General features: G+C 71.5%; 18 protein-coding genes. 9 read left to right on the top strand and 9 right to left on the bottom strand.

Annotated features, from left to right (window positions below):
- The 5 genes from ACFTZL_RS26640 to hisN form a co-directional block, all read right to left on the bottom strand.
- A partial coding sequence (locus ACFTZL_RS26640) for an ABC transporter permease (protein ID WP_382587636.1) occupies window positions 1-507 on the bottom strand: 507 nt, incomplete at its 3' end.
- Window positions 504-1,271: an ABC transporter ATP-binding protein gene (locus ACFTZL_RS26635; protein ID WP_382587634.1), complete on the bottom strand. Its 768-nt coding sequence runs from the start codon at window positions 1,269-1,271 to the stop codon at window positions 504-506. The genes ACFTZL_RS26640 and ACFTZL_RS26635, both read right to left, overlap by 4 nt.
- Window positions 1,272-1,407: 136 nt before the next feature.
- Entirely contained in the window at window positions 1,408-1,824 is a 417-nt protein-coding gene (locus tag ACFTZL_RS26630; RefSeq protein WP_382587632.1) for a Fur family transcriptional regulator, read from the bottom strand.
- A 142-nt stretch (window positions 1,825-1,966) separates the two neighbouring features.
- Entirely contained in the window at window positions 1,967-2,359 is a 393-nt protein-coding gene (locus ACFTZL_RS26625; protein ID WP_382587631.1) for a cyclic nucleotide-binding/CBS domain-containing protein, read from the bottom strand.
- 132 nt (window positions 2,360-2,491) lie between these two features.
- Complete coding sequence (gene hisN / locus ACFTZL_RS26620) at window positions 2,492-3,292, bottom strand: histidinol-phosphatase (RefSeq protein WP_382587629.1); 801 nt, start codon at window positions 3,290-3,292, stop codon at window positions 2,492-2,494.
- Window positions 3,293-3,525: 233 nt separating this feature from the next.
- Here hisN and ACFTZL_RS26615 point away from each other — a divergent pair, with 233 nt between their 5' ends.
- Window positions 3,526-4,134: a TetR/AcrR family transcriptional regulator gene (locus ACFTZL_RS26615; protein WP_382587627.1), complete on the top strand. Its 609-nt coding sequence runs from the start codon at window positions 3,526-3,528 to the stop codon at window positions 4,132-4,134.
- 7 nt (window positions 4,135-4,141) lie between these two features.
- Here the strand turns inward: ACFTZL_RS26615 and ACFTZL_RS26610 are convergent, their stop codons facing one another.
- From ACFTZL_RS26610 to ACFTZL_RS26595, 4 genes are all read right to left on the bottom strand, one after another.
- Window positions 4,142-4,465 (bottom strand): multidrug efflux SMR transporter, encoded by a 324-nt coding sequence (locus ACFTZL_RS26610; RefSeq protein ID WP_193481056.1) that lies wholly within the window; start codon window positions 4,463-4,465, stop codon window positions 4,142-4,144.
- A 99-nt stretch (window positions 4,466-4,564) separates the two neighbouring features.
- Window positions 4,565-5,575, bottom strand: coding sequence for a ribosome small subunit-dependent GTPase A (rsgA, locus tag ACFTZL_RS26605; protein WP_382587625.1), 1,011 nt, complete (start codon window positions 5,573-5,575; stop codon window positions 4,565-4,567).
- Window positions 5,576-5,592: 17 nt separating this feature from the next.
- Window positions 5,593-6,909 carry a 3-phosphoshikimate 1-carboxyvinyltransferase gene (aroA, locus tag ACFTZL_RS26600; protein WP_382587623.1) on the bottom strand — a complete coding sequence of 439 codons (1,317 nt, stop codon included), beginning with the start codon at window positions 6,907-6,909 and terminating at the stop codon, window positions 5,593-5,595.
- A 123-nt stretch (window positions 6,910-7,032) separates the two neighbouring features.
- Window positions 7,033-7,755, bottom strand: a complete 723-nt coding sequence (locus ACFTZL_RS26595) for a M50 family metallopeptidase (RefSeq protein ID WP_382587621.1) — start codon at window positions 7,753-7,755, stop codon at window positions 7,033-7,035.
- 50 nt (window positions 7,756-7,805) lie between these two features.
- Here ACFTZL_RS26595 and ACFTZL_RS26590 point away from each other — a divergent pair, with 50 nt between their 5' ends.
- The 8 genes from ACFTZL_RS26590 to def all read left to right on the top strand — a co-directional run bounded on the left by ACFTZL_RS26590 (window position 7,806) and on the right by def (window position 15,165).
- The gene (locus tag ACFTZL_RS26590; RefSeq protein ID WP_382587619.1) at window positions 7,806-8,621 is read left to right on the top strand and encodes an SOS response-associated peptidase; all 816 of its coding nucleotides are present in this window, start codon (window positions 7,806-7,808) and stop codon (window positions 8,619-8,621) included.
- 40 nt (window positions 8,622-8,661) lie between these two features.
- The gene (locus ACFTZL_RS26585) at window positions 8,662-9,315 is read left to right on the top strand and encodes an alpha/beta family hydrolase (RefSeq protein ID WP_382587617.1); all 654 of its coding nucleotides are present in this window, start codon (window positions 8,662-8,664) and stop codon (window positions 9,313-9,315) included.
- Window positions 9,316-9,571: 256 nt separating this feature from the next.
- Entirely contained in the window at window positions 9,572-10,258 is a 687-nt protein-coding gene (gene sigR / locus ACFTZL_RS26580) for an RNA polymerase sigma factor SigR (protein ID WP_189723136.1), read from the top strand.
- Window positions 10,255-10,566, top strand: coding sequence for a mycothiol system anti-sigma-R factor (rsrA, locus tag ACFTZL_RS26575; RefSeq protein WP_309095367.1), 312 nt, complete (start codon window positions 10,255-10,257; stop codon window positions 10,564-10,566). Before sigR ends, rsrA begins: the two co-directional genes overlap by 4 nt.
- A gap of 153 nt (window positions 10,567-10,719) precedes the next feature.
- Window positions 10,720-12,051 carry an HD-GYP domain-containing protein gene (locus ACFTZL_RS26570; RefSeq protein WP_382587614.1) on the top strand — a complete coding sequence of 444 codons (1,332 nt, stop codon included), beginning with the start codon at window positions 10,720-10,722 and terminating at the stop codon, window positions 12,049-12,051.
- Entirely contained in the window at window positions 12,048-13,295 is a 1,248-nt protein-coding gene (locus ACFTZL_RS26565) for an HD-GYP domain-containing protein (protein ID WP_382587612.1), read from the top strand. The genes ACFTZL_RS26570 and ACFTZL_RS26565 overlap by 4 nt, the downstream gene beginning before the upstream one ends.
- 117 nt (window positions 13,296-13,412) lie before the next feature.
- Window positions 13,413-14,393 (top strand): tetratricopeptide repeat protein, encoded by a 981-nt coding sequence (locus ACFTZL_RS26560; RefSeq protein WP_382587638.1) that lies wholly within the window; start codon window positions 13,413-13,415, stop codon window positions 14,391-14,393.
- 121 nt (window positions 14,394-14,514) lie between these two features.
- Window positions 14,515-15,165 carry a peptide deformylase gene (gene def, locus ACFTZL_RS26555; protein ID WP_382587610.1) on the top strand — a complete coding sequence of 217 codons (651 nt, stop codon included), beginning with the start codon at window positions 14,515-14,517 and terminating at the stop codon, window positions 15,163-15,165.
- The last annotated feature ends 103 nt before the right edge of the window (window positions 15,166-15,268 follow it).

The raw sequence follows: 15,268 nt of genomic DNA, 5'->3' as shown, positions 1-15,268 counted from the left end.
CATCGTGGAGATCCAGACGAAGAAGAAGACCGTGGCCGCCACCAGGGCCACCTGCGGGCCCTCGCCCAGGCCGAACATATTCAGGAAGACGGGGAGCAGGGCCAGCTTCGGTACGACGTACAGGGCGTCCAGGAGCGGTTCCAGGGCGGCTCGTACCAGTGACAGGGAGCCCATCAGCAGGCCCAGGAGGTAGCCCGCCGCCGTGCCCGCGGCGTAGCCGGCCAGGACGCGCTTGAGTGTCGCCCACACGTCCGGCCACAGGTCACCGGCAGCGGCCCGGTCCCAGCCGTCGGCGAGGATCGTGGACGGTGCCGGGTAGACGCGCTCGTCGATCCAGCCCCGGACGGCCGCAAGCTGCCAGAGCAGCACCAGGAGGAGGGGGACGGCCGCCGCGAGGGACAGTTCCAGGGCGCGGCGGCGGCGATGGGTGCGTACGGGATGCAGCTCGTGCGGGCCCGGGCGGCGGACCAGGGCCGGGCCTCGCGTCTCGGGGGCGATGGTGGTCATGCGGGCACCGCCTCCTTCCGCAGCAGGTCCCACAGCTCGCTCTTCAGCGCGGTGAACTCGGGGGTGGCGCGGACGTCGCCGGTGCGCGGGCGCGGGAAGGGCGGGCGGTGTTCGGTGATGATCCGGCCCGGGCGGGCGGACATCACGAACACGCGGTCGCCGAGGACGATCGCCTCCTCCAGGCTGTGCGTGATGAAGAGGGTTGTCGTGCGCAGCGCCTGGGTGATCTCCAGCAGCTCGTCCTGGAGGATCATGCGGAGCTGGGCGTCCAGGGCGGCGAACGGTTCGTCCATCAGCAGCAGCTCGGGCTCGACGGCGAGCGCGCGGGCGATGGCGACCCGCTGGCGCATACCGCCCGAGAGGGTCGCCGGATAGGCGTGCGCGAAGTCGGCGAGGCCCATGCGGGCCAGCCACTCGGCTGCGCGGGCGTTCGCCTCCCGGCGCGGGACGCGCTGCACGTCGAGGCCGAAACGGACGTTGGCCTGGACGGTCTTCCAGTCGTAGATCCCGTAGTCCTGGAAGATCATGGCCGCCGGGCGTGCGCTGGAGGTGTGGATCTCCAGCATGCCGGTGCTGGGCCGGAGCAGGCCGGCGGCGATGCGCAGCAAGGTGGATTTGCCGCAGCCCGAGGGGCCTACGAGGCAGACGAACTCGCCGGGAGCGACGGCCAGGTCGAGGGGGCCGACGGCGTCGACCGCGCCGGGGCCTCGGCCGAAGGTGCGCGTCAGGTCATGGGCGGTGAGTTTTGGATACGGCTCTCCCACTTCGGTCTCCTCGCGGAGTGCGGAACGGACTGGTGGGTGCCGTTGACCATATGACGACCCGTCAGATACGGGAAGTGCGCAGACACGGACGAGCCCCGGCACGCATCGGTGCCGGGGCTCGTCGGGAAGGAAAGGGCTAGGCGGCCGCGCAGTTCGGGCAGACGCCGCGGTACGTCACCTCGACGTCCGAGACCGTGAAGCCGAAGCGCTCCGTGTCGGGGAGGTCCGCCAGCGGGTTGCCGATCGGGTGGACGTCCCGGATCGCGCCGCACTGGGCGCAGACCAGGTGGTGGTGCGGCTGGTGGGCGTTCGGGTCGTACCGCTTGGCGCGCTGGTCGGTGGAGACCTCGAGCACCTCGCCGAGGGACACGAGCTCGCCGAGCGTGTTGTAGACGGTCGCCCGGGAGATCTCGGGCAGCTTGGCGACGGCCCGGGAGTGGACCTCGTCGGCCGTCAGATGGACGTGTTCGCCGTCGAGGACCTCGGCCACGACACGCCGCTGCGCGGTCATCCGCCATCCGCGTCCGCGCAGCCGTTCCAGAAGGTCACTCATGGCCACCAGCCTAACAGCAATAGAGACCAGGTCCCGAACAGGTGTGAGTTTAGAATCTCACTTGTTTTAGACGCTGTCTATTGCCGGGCGGGATGTGGCGCTCGGGCCGGACCCCTGGTCGGAGGCCGGCCCGGTGGTGCTGTCAGGCGGGCACCTGCTGGCGAGCCGGTACCCAGCAGCGGATGATGTCGCGGACCGAGACGATGCCGGCGGGCTCGTCGTCGTCCAGCACGATGAGATGGCGGAAGCCACCGTGCGCCATGGCTCGTGCCGCCTCCTCCAGCGTCCAGGACGGAGCCGCGAAGACGACGTCGGTGGTGGTGTGGGCGTGGGCGCGTTCCGTGTCCGGGTCCTGGCCCAGGCCCACGGAGTTGAGGATGTCGCGTTCGGTGAGGATGCCGATGCCGCCGGCGTCGGGGTCGTACACCACGGCCGCCCCGATCCGGCGCGCGGACATCAATGCGGCTGCCTGGCGAAGGGTGTGGGTCGGGCCGATGGTGAGGACGACGGTGCTCATGGCGTCACGGACGAGCATGGATGGAGCCACCTCCTGGGAGTGCCCCCGCCGTTTGTTCAGTGTTTCACAAATTCACAAGTTGGGGGGACTCTCAGGGTGGCAGGTAAAGGGAGGGTCAACAAGGGGGCGCTCGGTAACAGCGGGGCGCGCTCAGTAGCGCTGGTTGAGATATCCGAGCAACTCGTCGTGCAGCAGACCGTTCGACGCGGCCGCGTCGCCGCTGTGCGGGCCCGGGCGGGCGTCGAGTCCGGTGAAGGTGCCGCCGGCCTCGGTGACGATGATCGCGGTGGCGGCCATGTCCCACAGCGACAGCTCCGGCTCGGCGCACATGTCGATGGAGCCTTCGGCGACCATCATGTACGGCCAGAAGTCGCCGTACGCGCGCGTGCGCCACACCTCTCGGGTGAGGTCCAGGAAGCCGTCCAGGCGGCCCTGCGCCTCCCAGCCGCTGAGTGACGAGTACGCGAAGGAGGCGTCGGAGAGCTTGTTGACGCGGGAGACGTTCAGGCGGGAGGCCTTGGTCAGGCTGCGGCCGGTGAAGGCGCCGTGGCCCTTCGCGGCCCACCAGCGGCGGCCGAGGGCGGGGGCGGAGACGACGCCGACGACGGGCTGGAAACCGCCCTCGCCGGCCTCCATCAGGGAGATGAGGGTGGCCCAGACGGGGACGCCGCGTACGTAGTTCTTGGTGCCGTCGATCGGGTCGATGACCCAGCGGCGGGGGCCGGTGCCCTCGACGCCGTACTCCTCGCCGAGGATCGCGTCCCTCGGGCGGGCGCGCTGGAGTTGGCCGCGGATGAGTTCTTCCGCGGCCTTGTCCGCTTCGCTCACCGGCGTCATGTCCGGTTTGGTCTCGACCTTGAGGTCGAGGGCCTTGAACCGGTCCGTCGTCCCGGCGTCGGCGGCGTCGGCGAGGACGTGGGCGAGACGCAGATCGTCGAGGTAGTCGGGCATGTAACGAACCTATCTGCCGAGGTGGGGGTGGGGCTACAGGGGGCTTGTGGGCGGGTGTGGGGGCGTTGTGGCGGCTCGGCGCCCGCGAGGTGCTCGGCGTCGCCCCGGCTCAACCACCGGAGGTGCCCGCGCAGGTCGGCTCAAAGGCGCCCCCGCATGCCCTCGCGAACCCTTGACAGTCGTTGCACGCGCGTCAAACCTGGGCGCAGAGCCGCTGGCCCCAAGGGGAGGCAATGATGCCTGCAGCGCGGGAATCTCTGTTGGACGCCGCTTACGCGGCGCTGGCGCGCCGGTCGTGGTCCGCCGTGCGGATGGTGGACGTGGCCCTGGCGGCCGGAGTGTCCCGGCAGACGCTGTACAACGAGTTCGGCAGCAAGGACGGCCTGGCCCGGGCGCTCGTGAGGAGAGAGGCCGACGGGTATCTCGCCGGAGTGGACCGCGCGCTCGCCGGCCACAGCGACCTCCGCGACCGGCTCACCGCCACCGCGGAGTGGACCACGTCAGCGGCCCGGGAGAACGCCCTGGTCCGCGCCATGCTCACCGGCTGCTGGAGCGAACGGCTGCCCTCGCCGATCCTCTCGGCCGTGCCCTCCACCTCCGCCGTACCGGCCCAGCGCCGCGCCGACGGCCCGCTGCCCTCGCCCGGCGACCTCGTCACCCTCATCCGCGACCGGGCCGTCACCGTCCTGTCCGGACCCGGCACACCCAAGTCGGACTCCGCCGACCTGGCCCGCTCCTGCGAACTCGCCGTCCGGCTCGCCCTGTCGTGCGTGGCCGCGCCACCCGGCGAGGGCGGCGTCACCGACCTGGTCCGCAGCGCCCTTCACCGGCAGTCCGGGTGACAGGGCGTCAGTGCGCCGAGCCGGACAACTGCAGCCCGATCACGCCGACGATGACGAGACTGATCGACACCAGCTTCAACGTCGACACCAGGTCGCCCAGGAACACCATGCCGTAGATCGCCGTGCCCGCCGCCCCGATGCCGGTCCACACCGCGTACGCGGGACCCACGTCGAGTCGTCTCAGGGCCAGGGTCAGCAGCCCGAAACTGCCGAGGGCGAAGACGCAGAACGCGACCGTCGGCCAGAGCCGTGTGAAGCCGTGCGACAGCTTCAGACACACGGCGAAGCCGGTCTCCAGCAACCCGGCCACGATGACCAGCAGCCACGCCATGAGCCGTTCCTCCCGTATCCCACGTTCAGTGACCGCTTGCCGCCCGCTTGGTGCGATTATGCACTTACCGTCCCCACGCCATGACAAACAACGCTGAGGTCAGTCGCCTTCCTTCCGCTCCCGCGTGGCCAGCAGCCGTCGCAGCGAGTACAGCCGCGCCGGGTCCGCGTGCCCCTCGGCCACCCACGCGTCCAGCGCGCAGTCCTGCTCGTCGTGGCTGCACGCGCGCGGGCAGCCCTCGGTGCCCGGCTCCAGGTCGGGGAAGGCGTGGATGACCCGGGACGGGTCCACGTGGTGCAGGCCGAAGGAACGCAGGCCCGGAGTGTCGATCACCCAGCCGTCGCTGTCGGACAGCGGCAGCGCCAGCGCCGAGGTGGTGGTGTGCCGGCCTCGGCCCGTCACCGCGTTCACATGCCCGGTCGTACGCCGCCGCTCCTCCGGCACGAGCGCGTTGACCAGGGTCGTCTTGCCGACTCCTGAGTGCCCGACGAACGCGGTGATCTTGCCGTCGAGCTGCTCGCGCACCCGGGCGACGGCGGCGCCGCTGTCCAGTTCCGCGCGGCTCGTGACGACGTAGGGGATGTCGAGGTCGCCGTACAGCTCCAGCAGCTTGTCGGGCGGGGCGAGGTCCGACTTGGTCAGCACCAGCAGCGGATCCAGGCCACCGTCGTAGGCCGCGACCAGACAGCGGTCGATCAGGCGCGGGCGGGGCTCCGGGTCGGCCAGCGCGGTGACGATGGCGAGCTGGTCCGCGTTGGCGACGACCACGCGCTCGAACGGATCGTCGTCGTCCGCGGTCCGTCGCAGCACGGATGTGCGTTCCTCGATGCGGACGATCCGGGCGAGGGTGTCCTTCTTGCCTGACATGTCGCCCACGAGTGCCACGCGGTCGCCGACCACGGCCGCTTTGCGGCCCAGCTCGCGGGCCTTCATGGCCATCACCACGCGGTCCTCCACGAGGCAGGTGAGGCGACCCCGGTCGACGGTGAGAACGAGGCCCTCGGCGGCGTCCTCGTGCTTGGGCCTGATGTTCGTCCGGGGCCGGGTGTTCCGGCGGCCGGGACGGGTGCGGATGTCGTCCTCGTCGGTGTGCTTGCCGTAGCGGCGCATGACGTGATCCCTGCGTCCTACGCCCCGAGCATCCCGGTCCACAGATCGGGGAAGTCGGGCAGGGTCTTGGCCGTCGTCGCCACGTTCTCGATCTGTACTCCCTCGACCGCGAGGCCGATGATCGCGCCGGCCGTGGCCATGCGGTGGTCGTCGTAGGTGTGGAAGATCCCGCCGTGCAGCCGGCGTGGGCGGATGTGCAGGCCGTCGGCGGTCTCCGTCACATCGCCGCCGAGCTCGTTGATCTCCTTCGTCAGCGCGGCCAGCCGGTCCGTCTCGTGCAGCCGCAGATGGGCCACGCCGCGCAGGGTCGAGGGGGAGTCGGCGAGGGCCGCGACCGCCGCGATGCCCGGCGTCAGCTCGCCGACCTCGCTCAGATCGACATCGATGCCGTGGACCGAGCCGGAGCCGGTGAACGCGAGGCCGTACTCGGTCAGTTCGCAGGAGCCGCCCATCTCGGTGAAGATCTCGCGCAGCCGGTCACCGGGCTGGGTGGTGCGGGCCGGCCAGGCCGGGACGACGACCTTGCCGCCGGTCACCAGCGCGGCCGCCAGGAACGGCTGGGCGTTGGACAGGTCCGGCTCGATGACCAGGTCCCGGCCGAGCAGGGCGCCCGGCGTGACCCGCCAGACGTTCGGCTCGCCGCCCGACTCGGGCGTGTCCACCTGGGCGCCGACCGCGCGCAGCATGTCGACGGTCATGCGGATGTGGGGCATGGAGGGCAGCGCGGTGCCGGTGTGGCGGACCTCGACGCCCTGGTTGAAGCGCGGCCCGGACAGCAGCAGCGCGCTCACGAACTGCGACGAGGAGGACGCGTCGATCGAGACCTGGCCGCCCTCCAGTGCACCGCTGCCGTGCACGGTCATCGGCAGCGCGCCGCGGGCGTCGTCGTCGATCCGGGCGCCGAGCTGACGCAGCGCGTCGATGACTCCGTTCAGGGGACGCTCGTAGGAGCGGGGGTCGCCGTCGAACCGGACGGGACCGTCGGCGAGTGTGGCGACCGGCGGCAGGAACCGCATCACCGTGCCGGCGTTGCCGACGTCGACCGTGGCCGGTCCGCGCAGGCCTGTGGGGAGCACACGCCAGGCCTCGCCGGTGCCGTCCGGGCCCACGCCCTCCTCGATCTCGATGCCCATCGCGCGCAGGGCACCGGCCATCAGCAGGGTGTCGCGGGAGCGCAGCGGGCGGCGCAGCCAGCCGGGCTCCGAGGCGAGGGAGGCGAGGACGAGGGCGCGGTTGGTGACGGACTTGGACCCGGGCACGTGGACCGTCGCGTCGACGGCTCCGCTCGCGTGCGGGGCGGGCCAGAGGGCGGTGTCTTGGGTGTTCGGGGCCATGGCCCCACTTTATAAGCAGGCCGTCGTTCGGGTGCGGCGCCGTTGGGGCTGTTCGCGCCCACGCGGCGGAGCCGCATATCGGCACAGTCCCGCGCCCCTGTGACCGCGCCCCTTCGGCGCACGTCACAGTCCGAGCAGCCAGCGCCCTCCGCCTATCAAAGAGCTCAGCGACACCGCGTGGAACAGGAAGAACCACAACCCCGCCGGCGCATGCGTCAGTCGCGCCAACTGGTCCGCGTCCGAGTCGCCCGCTCCGCCCCGGGCCCGCTTCGCCTGGAGTTCGAACGCCGGGCGCACCCCGCCCAGCAGCAGGAACCAGACCACCACGTAGGCGAACGCCGCCTGTACCTGAGGGCCGGCCAGCCAGGACACCAGGACGAACAGGCCGCCGGTGACGATCATGGTCAGGGCGCCGTACGCGTTGCGGATCATCACGAGCATGGCCAGGAGCAGGGCCGTGGCCAGCCACAGCAGGAGCGTGATCCGGCCGGCGCCCAGCAGGGCCGCTCCGCCCAGGCCCAGCAGGGGCGGGGCGGTGTAACCGGCGGCGGCCGTGAGGATCATGCCGATGCCGTGCGGCTTGCCGCGGCTGACGGTCAGGCCGCTGGTGTCCGAGTGCAGCCGTATGCCGGTGAGGGTGCGGCCGGTGAGCAGGGCCACGAGCCCGTGGCCGCCCTCGTGGGCGATGGTGATGGCGTTGCGGGAGATACGCCATAGGCCGTGCGGGATCACCACGGCGAGCGCGACGACCAGAGTCGCGAGCACCACCCACAGGTCGGGGTCGGGCTGCGTGCCGAAGACCTCGTCCCAGAGGGAGGCGAGCGAGGCGGTAGCGGTGCTGTCCATGTAAGGCGTTGGCTCCCTGTGGTCGGATGGAATCTGGCAGTGTGGCACGTATGTGCGGACGGTATTCAGCGAGTCGCAGGCCAGAGGATCTCGCAGGAATCTTTGAGATCGAGAAGTGGGAGCCCGAGGAGACCCTCGAGCCGGACTACAACGTGGCGCCCACCAAAGAGGTCTACGCCGTCCTCGACCGCCCTCTCAAAGACGTGGACGACCCGCGGCCGGTTCGGCAGCTTCGCAAGCTGAAGTGGGGGCTCGTCCCGTCCTGGTCGAAGACCCCCGAGGGCGGCGCCCGGATGATCAACGCCCGCGCGGAGACCGTCCACGAGAAGCCGTCCTTCCGTCGCGCCTTCACCTCCCGGCGCTGCGTCCTGCCCGCCGACGGCTACTACGAGTGGGTCACCGGCACCCAGGAGCGCGAGCTGGAGGTCGAGGGGAAGAAGAAGCGGCCCCGCAAGCAGCCGTACTTCGTGACACCGGCGGACGGGTCGGTCTTCGCCATGGCCGGGCTGTACGAGTTCTGGCGGGACAGGACGCTGCCCGACGACCACCCGCAGACCTGGTGGGTGACGTGCTCCGTCATCACCACCGAGGCCGAGACGAGCCCGCTGGCGGTGTCCCCGGCGGACGGTCCGCGGGCCCTGGCCGAGATCCACCCCCGGATGCCGCTGATGCTGACGCCCGACCTCTGGGACGCCTGGCTGGACCCGTCCCGCACGGACGCCGACGACCTGCGCGAGCTGCTCGCCCCGCCGCCCGCCGGGCTGATGCGCGCCTACCCCGTCACCACGGCCGTCAGCAACGTCCGTAACAACGGCCCGGAGCTGCTGAAGGAGCTGGAAGGGCCCGAAGAGGGCACACTCTTCTGACGTGACGAGTGCGACTAGTGCGACGAGTGGGACGAAGGCGATGAATGCGGCGAACGTGACCGACGCGACGACCGAGACCGTCGAGACCGACGCCGGCCCGGCCCGGATCACCTGGCACCGGGCGAAGAAGGCGCGGCTGGTGCTCGCCGTCAGCCATGGCGCCGGCGGCGGTATCGAGGCCCGCGATCTGAAGGCCCTGGCCGCCGTCCTCCCCGCCCACGGCGTGACCGTGGCCCGTGTGGAGCAGCCCTGGCGGGTGGCCGGGAAGAAGCTGGCGCCCGCGCCCAAGACCCTGGACGTCGGCTGGCGCGGCATCTGGCCGGCGCTGGCCGGGCCCGGACTGCCGGTCGTGTCCGGCGGCCGCAGCGCCGGGGCCCGGGTCGCCTGCCGTACCGCCACCGAACTGGGCGCCCACGCGGTCCTCGCCCTCAGCTTCCCTCTCCACCCGCCCGGCAAGCCGGAGAAGTCCCGGGCCGACGAACTGCTGAGTTCCGGGGTGCCCACCCTGGTTGTCCAGGGCGGGAACGACCCGTTCGGGAAGCCGGAGGAATTCCCCGCGGATTCGTACGAACTCGTCGAGGTGCCGTACGGCGATCACGGCTTCGCCGTCCCCAAGCGGGCGGAGATCTCGCAGGACGAGGCCGTGGCGCTCATCACGGACGCGGTCCTGGAGTGGACCGGGTCACTCGGGTAAAGCTCCGGGAATGCCGGGGCGGCGAGCACTGTTGTGCGGGACGTACGTGCTGGAGACCAGCACAGACGCCGTAGGAGAGGAAGTCCGCCGCATGGGTTCGACCATCTGCCCGAGCCGCAGCAGCCGTGCCGACCTGGAGTGGACGGTGCTGCACGCGGCCAGGACCGCCCCTGTTCGGGCGGCGGGCGGACCGGATCGTCGTCTATCCTCCGATTCGGGTGAGACCGGTTTCGGTCTCACGAGAACACTCGAGGAGGTGGGTCCGGTCACTGGGACCGACGCAGGGACCGAACACGGCCAGGCGGAGCAGCCCGAGGGCCAGGGCGGCACGGGCGCGGAGACGGCCGCGGAGCGCAGTGCGCGCTTCGAGCGGGACGCGCTCGAGTTCCTCGACCAGATGTACTCGGCCGCGCTGCGCATGACGCGCAACCCGGCCGACGCCGAGGACCTGGTGCAAGAGACGTACGCCAAGGCGTACGCGTCCTTCCACCAGTTCCGCGAGGGCACCAATCTCAAGGCGTGGCTGTACCGGATCCTCACCAACACCTTCATCAACTCGTACCGCAAGAAGCAGCGCGAACCTCAGCGCTCCGCGGCCGAGGAGATCGAGGACTGGCAGCTCGCCCGCGCCGAGTCGCACATGTCGACCGGTCTGCGCTCCGCGGAGTCGCAGGCGCTCGACCACCTGCCCGACTCGGACGTGAAGGAAGCGCTCCAGGCGATCCCCGAGGAGTTCCGTATCGCCGTGTATCTCGCGGACGTCGAGGGGTTTGCCTACAAGGAGATCGCCGACATCATGGGGACACCCATCGGTACGGTGATGTCCCGGCTGCACCGGGGCCGCCGTCAGCTGCGCGGCATGCTGGAGGACTACGCCCGTGACCGTGGGATGGTCCCGGCCGGCGCCGGAGAGTCGAACGAAGCGAAAGGCTCGGGGTCATGAGCTGCGGAGAGCCGCACGAGACGGATTGCAGCGAAATCCTCGATCATCTCTACGAGTTCCTCGACCGTGAGATGCCCGACTCGGACTGCGTGAAGTTCGAGCACCACTTCGAGGAATGCTCGCCCTGCCTCGAGAAGTACGGGCTCGAACAGGCCGTGAAGAAGCTGGTCAAGCGCTGCTGCGGGCATGACGACGTGCCGGGCGACCTGCGGGCCAAGGTCATGGGGCGGATCGATCTGATCCGTTCCGGCCAGGCGGTCCCCGAGCAGGACGTCACGGCCTCGCCTGCCACGCCGCAAGAGTCCTGACACTCCTGCGCTTTTCAACTACCCCGCCTCCACAGGGGGTAGTCATCCTCGAACGCGTCACTCGAACGTGCTAATCCGTGGGCTATCGGCCCATGAAGCCCCCCACTGCCGTCCTAGGCTCCCGGCCTGACGGACATGGCCGGGGAGGGGCTCATGGAAGCGGTATCGGCTCGGGCACGTGTGTATGTCGCCGGTGTCGCCGTCGCCGCCCTGTGCTGTCTGCTCCCGCTGCCGGGCGTCCGTACGCCCTGGTGGGCGGTCGTGCTGCTCGCCGCGCTGTACGCCGGGTGCGAGCGCGTCGCCCGGTCCCGGTTCGTCGGCATCTCGCACCCGGCCGGGACCTTCTACCCCGTGCTGCTCGCCGGCGCCTTCCTGTTGCCGGCGCCCGCCGCCGCCCTGGTCGCCGTGCCCGCCGCGCTGCTCTCGCCCGTCGGGCAGCGGCCCGTGGCGCTGCGGCGGATCTGGCGGGCCGCCCAGCTCGTCCTCGGTGTGTGGGCCGCCGCCCGGGTGCACTGGGTGCTCGGCGGGCGGGACGCCGTCGTCGCGGGCGACGTCCCCTACGCGCTCGGGCCTGCCGGGGCCGCCGTGCTGGCGTTCTGCCTGGTGCTCGCGCTGCTGGACGGCGGGATCCTCGCCGCCGCCGAGCGAGTGCCGGTACGGCGCGCCTGGCGGGGACTGGTGGCGCGTTCGCTCGCGCCGATCGCCGTGCACGGGCTCGCCGGGCTGATGATGGCCGTCCTGTGGCGCAGCCCGTACGGTCCCGTGGCCGCGCTGCTCGTGCTGCTGCCGATGTGCGTCTCGTGGTGGGCGTTCGCGCAGTACCACCGGGAACGGGCCGCCCACCAGGCGACCATCCGGGCGCTGGTCCAGGCCGTCGACATCAAGGACGGATACACGCGCGGGCACAGCGAGCGGGTCGGGCAGGCCTCCATGATGATCGCGCGCGAGCTGGGCATGGACGACGAGCGCGTCGAGGTGCTCCGCTTCGCCGGGATCCTGCACGACGTCGGAAAGCTGGGCGTGCCCACCCGGCTGCTCAGGAAGAACGGGCCGCTGACCCCCGAGGAACGGCGCGTGATCGAGCTGCACCCCGAGTACGGGCACGAGATGGTGCGCGGCATCGGCTTCCTCGGGGAGGCCCGCGCCGCCGTACTGCACCACCACGAGCGGCTGGACGGCAGCGGGTATCCCTACGGGCTGGTGGGCCGTCAGATCCCGGAGTCCGCACGGGTCGTCGCGGTCGCCGACGCCTTCGACGCCATGACCTCCACCCGGAGCTACAGCAGGGCCCGGCCCGTCGCGGTGGCCCTGGAGGAACTGGAGCGGTGCGCGGGCAGCCACTTCGACCCCGTGATGGTCACGGCCCTGGTCGAGGCCGTACGGCGGGCGGGCTGGCACCCCGCGGTGACCGCCGACGACGCCCACACGCCCCGGGTCCCCCCGCCCGGCAATCCCGTCTCCAGCCGGCCGGGAGCACACCGATGAGCGCGTGCGGGGCGCCTCTCCTGCGCACCCTCGTCCACACCTGCGCCGCCCTCCTCGCCACCGGCTCCCTCGCCGTCACCCTCTACAACGGACTCGAGGAACGCCGCGTCGCCCTCGCCTTCGGGGTCCTCGTCACCGTCGGGGAGCTCACCCGGCGCAACGGGGCGCGGGTCCGGGAACCCGCCCCGCTCGGGGCCGCGGCGGCCCTGTCGTACGCGCTGCTCGGGGAGGCCGGCGGGCGGGCCACGCACCACGGCCTCTCCCAGGTCGTCGCCGTCGTACTGGCCGCCTCACTGCTCGGCAGCGTGCCGCACGTCGCGCGCGGACAGGGACCCACCCTCGACCACCTGGCACGCCGCATGCTCACCGTCGGATTCGTCGCCGTGTGCTTCCAGCCCCCGTACAACCGGGGGATGTTCGACGACTGGGGCGGACCCGCCTACGCGCTGCTGCTGCTCGCGCTGCTGTCCCTGACCGCGCTGTGCGACGCGGTGCTCGCCGCCGCCCTGGCCCACTCCCGCACCGGCTGGCCCTTCGGCCCGGTGCTGCGGGACGAGCTGCGGGCCGTGTGCGGCATCGGGTCCGCCGTCATCGCGACCGGGGCCGTGATGGCCCTCGCGGTCGCCGTCGTCGGGCTGTGGGCGCTGCCCGTCTTCTCCGTGCCGCTGCTGCTCGCCCAGATGTCGTTCCGGCGGTACGCCGCCGTCCGGGCCACCTACCGGCAGACCATCGCCTCCCTCGCGCGGGCCACCGAGGTCGCCGGCTACACCCCCTGCGGGCACGCCCGGCGCGTCGCCGCGCTCGGCCAGGCGGTGGGGCGGGACCTGGGCCTGACCGAGCCCGAACTGGCCGTGCTGGAGTACGCCGCGCTCATGCACGACATCGGCCAGCTCAGCCTCGTCGACCCGGTACCGGCGGGCGCCACCGCCGACCTGCCCGCCGCGGAACAGCGGCGGATCGCGCTGCTCGGCGGCGCCGTCGTACGGCATACGGGGGTCGACGAGGCGGTCGCCGTGGTCGTGGAGCGGCAGGCCGACCCCTACGCCGAGCAGCCGCTCGCCGCGCGAATCGTCCGGGCCGTGAACGCGTACGAGGAGAAGTCCAGGGAAGGCGGGCCCGGCGGGCCGCTGACGGCGCTGGAGGAACTCCGGCTCGCCACCGCCGGGAAGTACGCGCCGGAGGTGGTGGAATCACTGGCCCGGGTACTGGCAAGGAGCAGTCTGACTCTGCCCGTGGCTGGGTAACCCATGGGTAATGAGCGCCTCGGAGGCCGTACGTGGTTGGATGCGAAGGAGAAGGTGTCCGGGGGCTCGAAACACAGCTACGGCCAGCCCACCGCACGGAACTGGCAGGCGGGAATCGTGAGGATCTTCGGCAAGGGACGGCACCGGCCCTCCGCCTCCTGGCGGCAGGCCACAGACCGGGCGTTCACACTTATCGGCGACGGCCGGTACGAGGACGCGGGCGCACTGTTGACACGTGCCGCCGACCTGGAGCCCTGGTTGTCCGAGTCGTGGTTCAACCTCGCCCTGCTGCACAAGTTCAGGCACGACTGGGAGCAGGCGCGGGCGGCGGGCCTCAGGGCCGTGGCCCTGCTCGACCGGGACACCGGCGCGCCCGACTGGTGGAACGTCGGCATCGCCGCGACCGCCCTCCAGGACTGGCCGCTGGCCCGGCGGGCCTGGCAGGCCTACGGGCTGCGGATGCCCGGTTCCGCCATGGCCGCCGGCGCGCCCGTCGGCATGGACCTCGGCAGCGCGGCCGTACGGCTGTCCCCTGAGGGGGAGGCCGAGGTCGTGTGGGGACGGCGGCTGGATCCCGCGCGGATCGAGGTGCTGTCCATTCCGCTGCCGTCGTCGGGGCGGCGCTGGGGCGAGGTCGTGCTGCACGACGGGGTGCCTCACGGGGAGCGGACCACGGCCGCCGGGCACACCTACCCGGTGTTCGACGAGATCGAGCTGTGGGCGCCCTCGCCGGTGCCGACGTGGGTGGTGCTGCTGGAGGCGGCGACCGAGGCTGACCGGGACGCGCTGGAGCAGCTTGCGGGGGACGCCGGGTTCGCCGCGGAGGACTGGTCGTCCTCGGTGCGGTTGCTGTGCCGGATGTGCTCCGAGTCCCGGATGCCGTCGGACGAAGGTGACGGGGAGCACCTCGATCCGCATGATCACAGTGAGCCGGGGCATCCCGGGCCGCTGGGGCACCGGACGGACGGGCAGCTCTGGGTACCGGAGCGGGAGTGTGGGCTGGCAGCGCCGGCGTCCCTTGTGAGGGGGTTGCTGGACGGGTGGGTGGCCGACAGCCCGGATTCCCGTGACTGGCGGGATCTGGAAGAGGTCTGCTGAGGCCGTCCTGTCGGTGCGGCGCCGTCGTGGTTGTTCGCGCGGTTCCCCGCGCCCCTGATGCCCCCCGTACCCTGTATCAGCATCCCGGCTTGGATTTGTTCAGGAAGGCGTACGTAACGTCATGGCTCAGCAGGACACCGATCAGCAGCACGTGGGCGTGCTCCCCGTCGATGACGAGGGGTACGTGATCGACACGGAGGACTGCGAGGAGCGCGAGGCGGCCTGGCGGGAGCGGGGGAGCTCGCGGCCGATCACGGTGGTCGGGAACCCGGTGCTGCACAAGGAGTGCAAGGACGTCACCGAGTTCGGCGAGGAGTTCCAGCAGCTCGTCGCGGACATGTTCGCCAGCCAGCGCACCGCCGAGGGCGTGGGCCTGGCCGCCAACCAGATCGGTGTCGACCTGAAGGTCTTCATCTACGACTGCCCCGACGACGAGGGTGCCCGGCACACCGGCGTGGTCTGCAACCCCAGGCTCGTCGAACTGCCCGCCGAGAAGCGCCGGCTGGACGACAGCAACGAGGGCTGCCTGTCCGTGCCCACCGCGTACGCCCCGCTCGCCCGGCCCGACTACGCCGAGGTGACCGGGCAGGACGAGAAGGGCAACCCGATCAAGGTGCGCGGCACCGGATACTTCGCTCGGTGTTTGCAGCACGAGACCGACCACCTGTACGGCTACCTGTACATCGACCGGCTCTCCAAGCGCGAGCGCAAGGACGCGCTGCGGCAGATGGCCGAGAACGAGCCCCGCTACCCGATCGTCGCGAACGACTGAGTCGCGGCCATGTGCAGTGGGCGCTACCTGAGCAGGGGCATCACCGCCTTCATCACGATCGTGAGCGGCGTGTCCTGGGCGGCCAGGGCCGTGCCGTAGGCGA

Source organism: Streptomyces sp. NPDC056948 (genome assembly GCF_042674225.1).
Lineage (GTDB): Bacteria > Actinomycetota > Actinomycetes > Streptomycetales > Streptomycetaceae > Streptomyces > Streptomyces purpurascens.
Note: the sequence above shows the minus strand (reverse complement) of the source record. Positions and strands in the feature narration are given on the sequence as shown.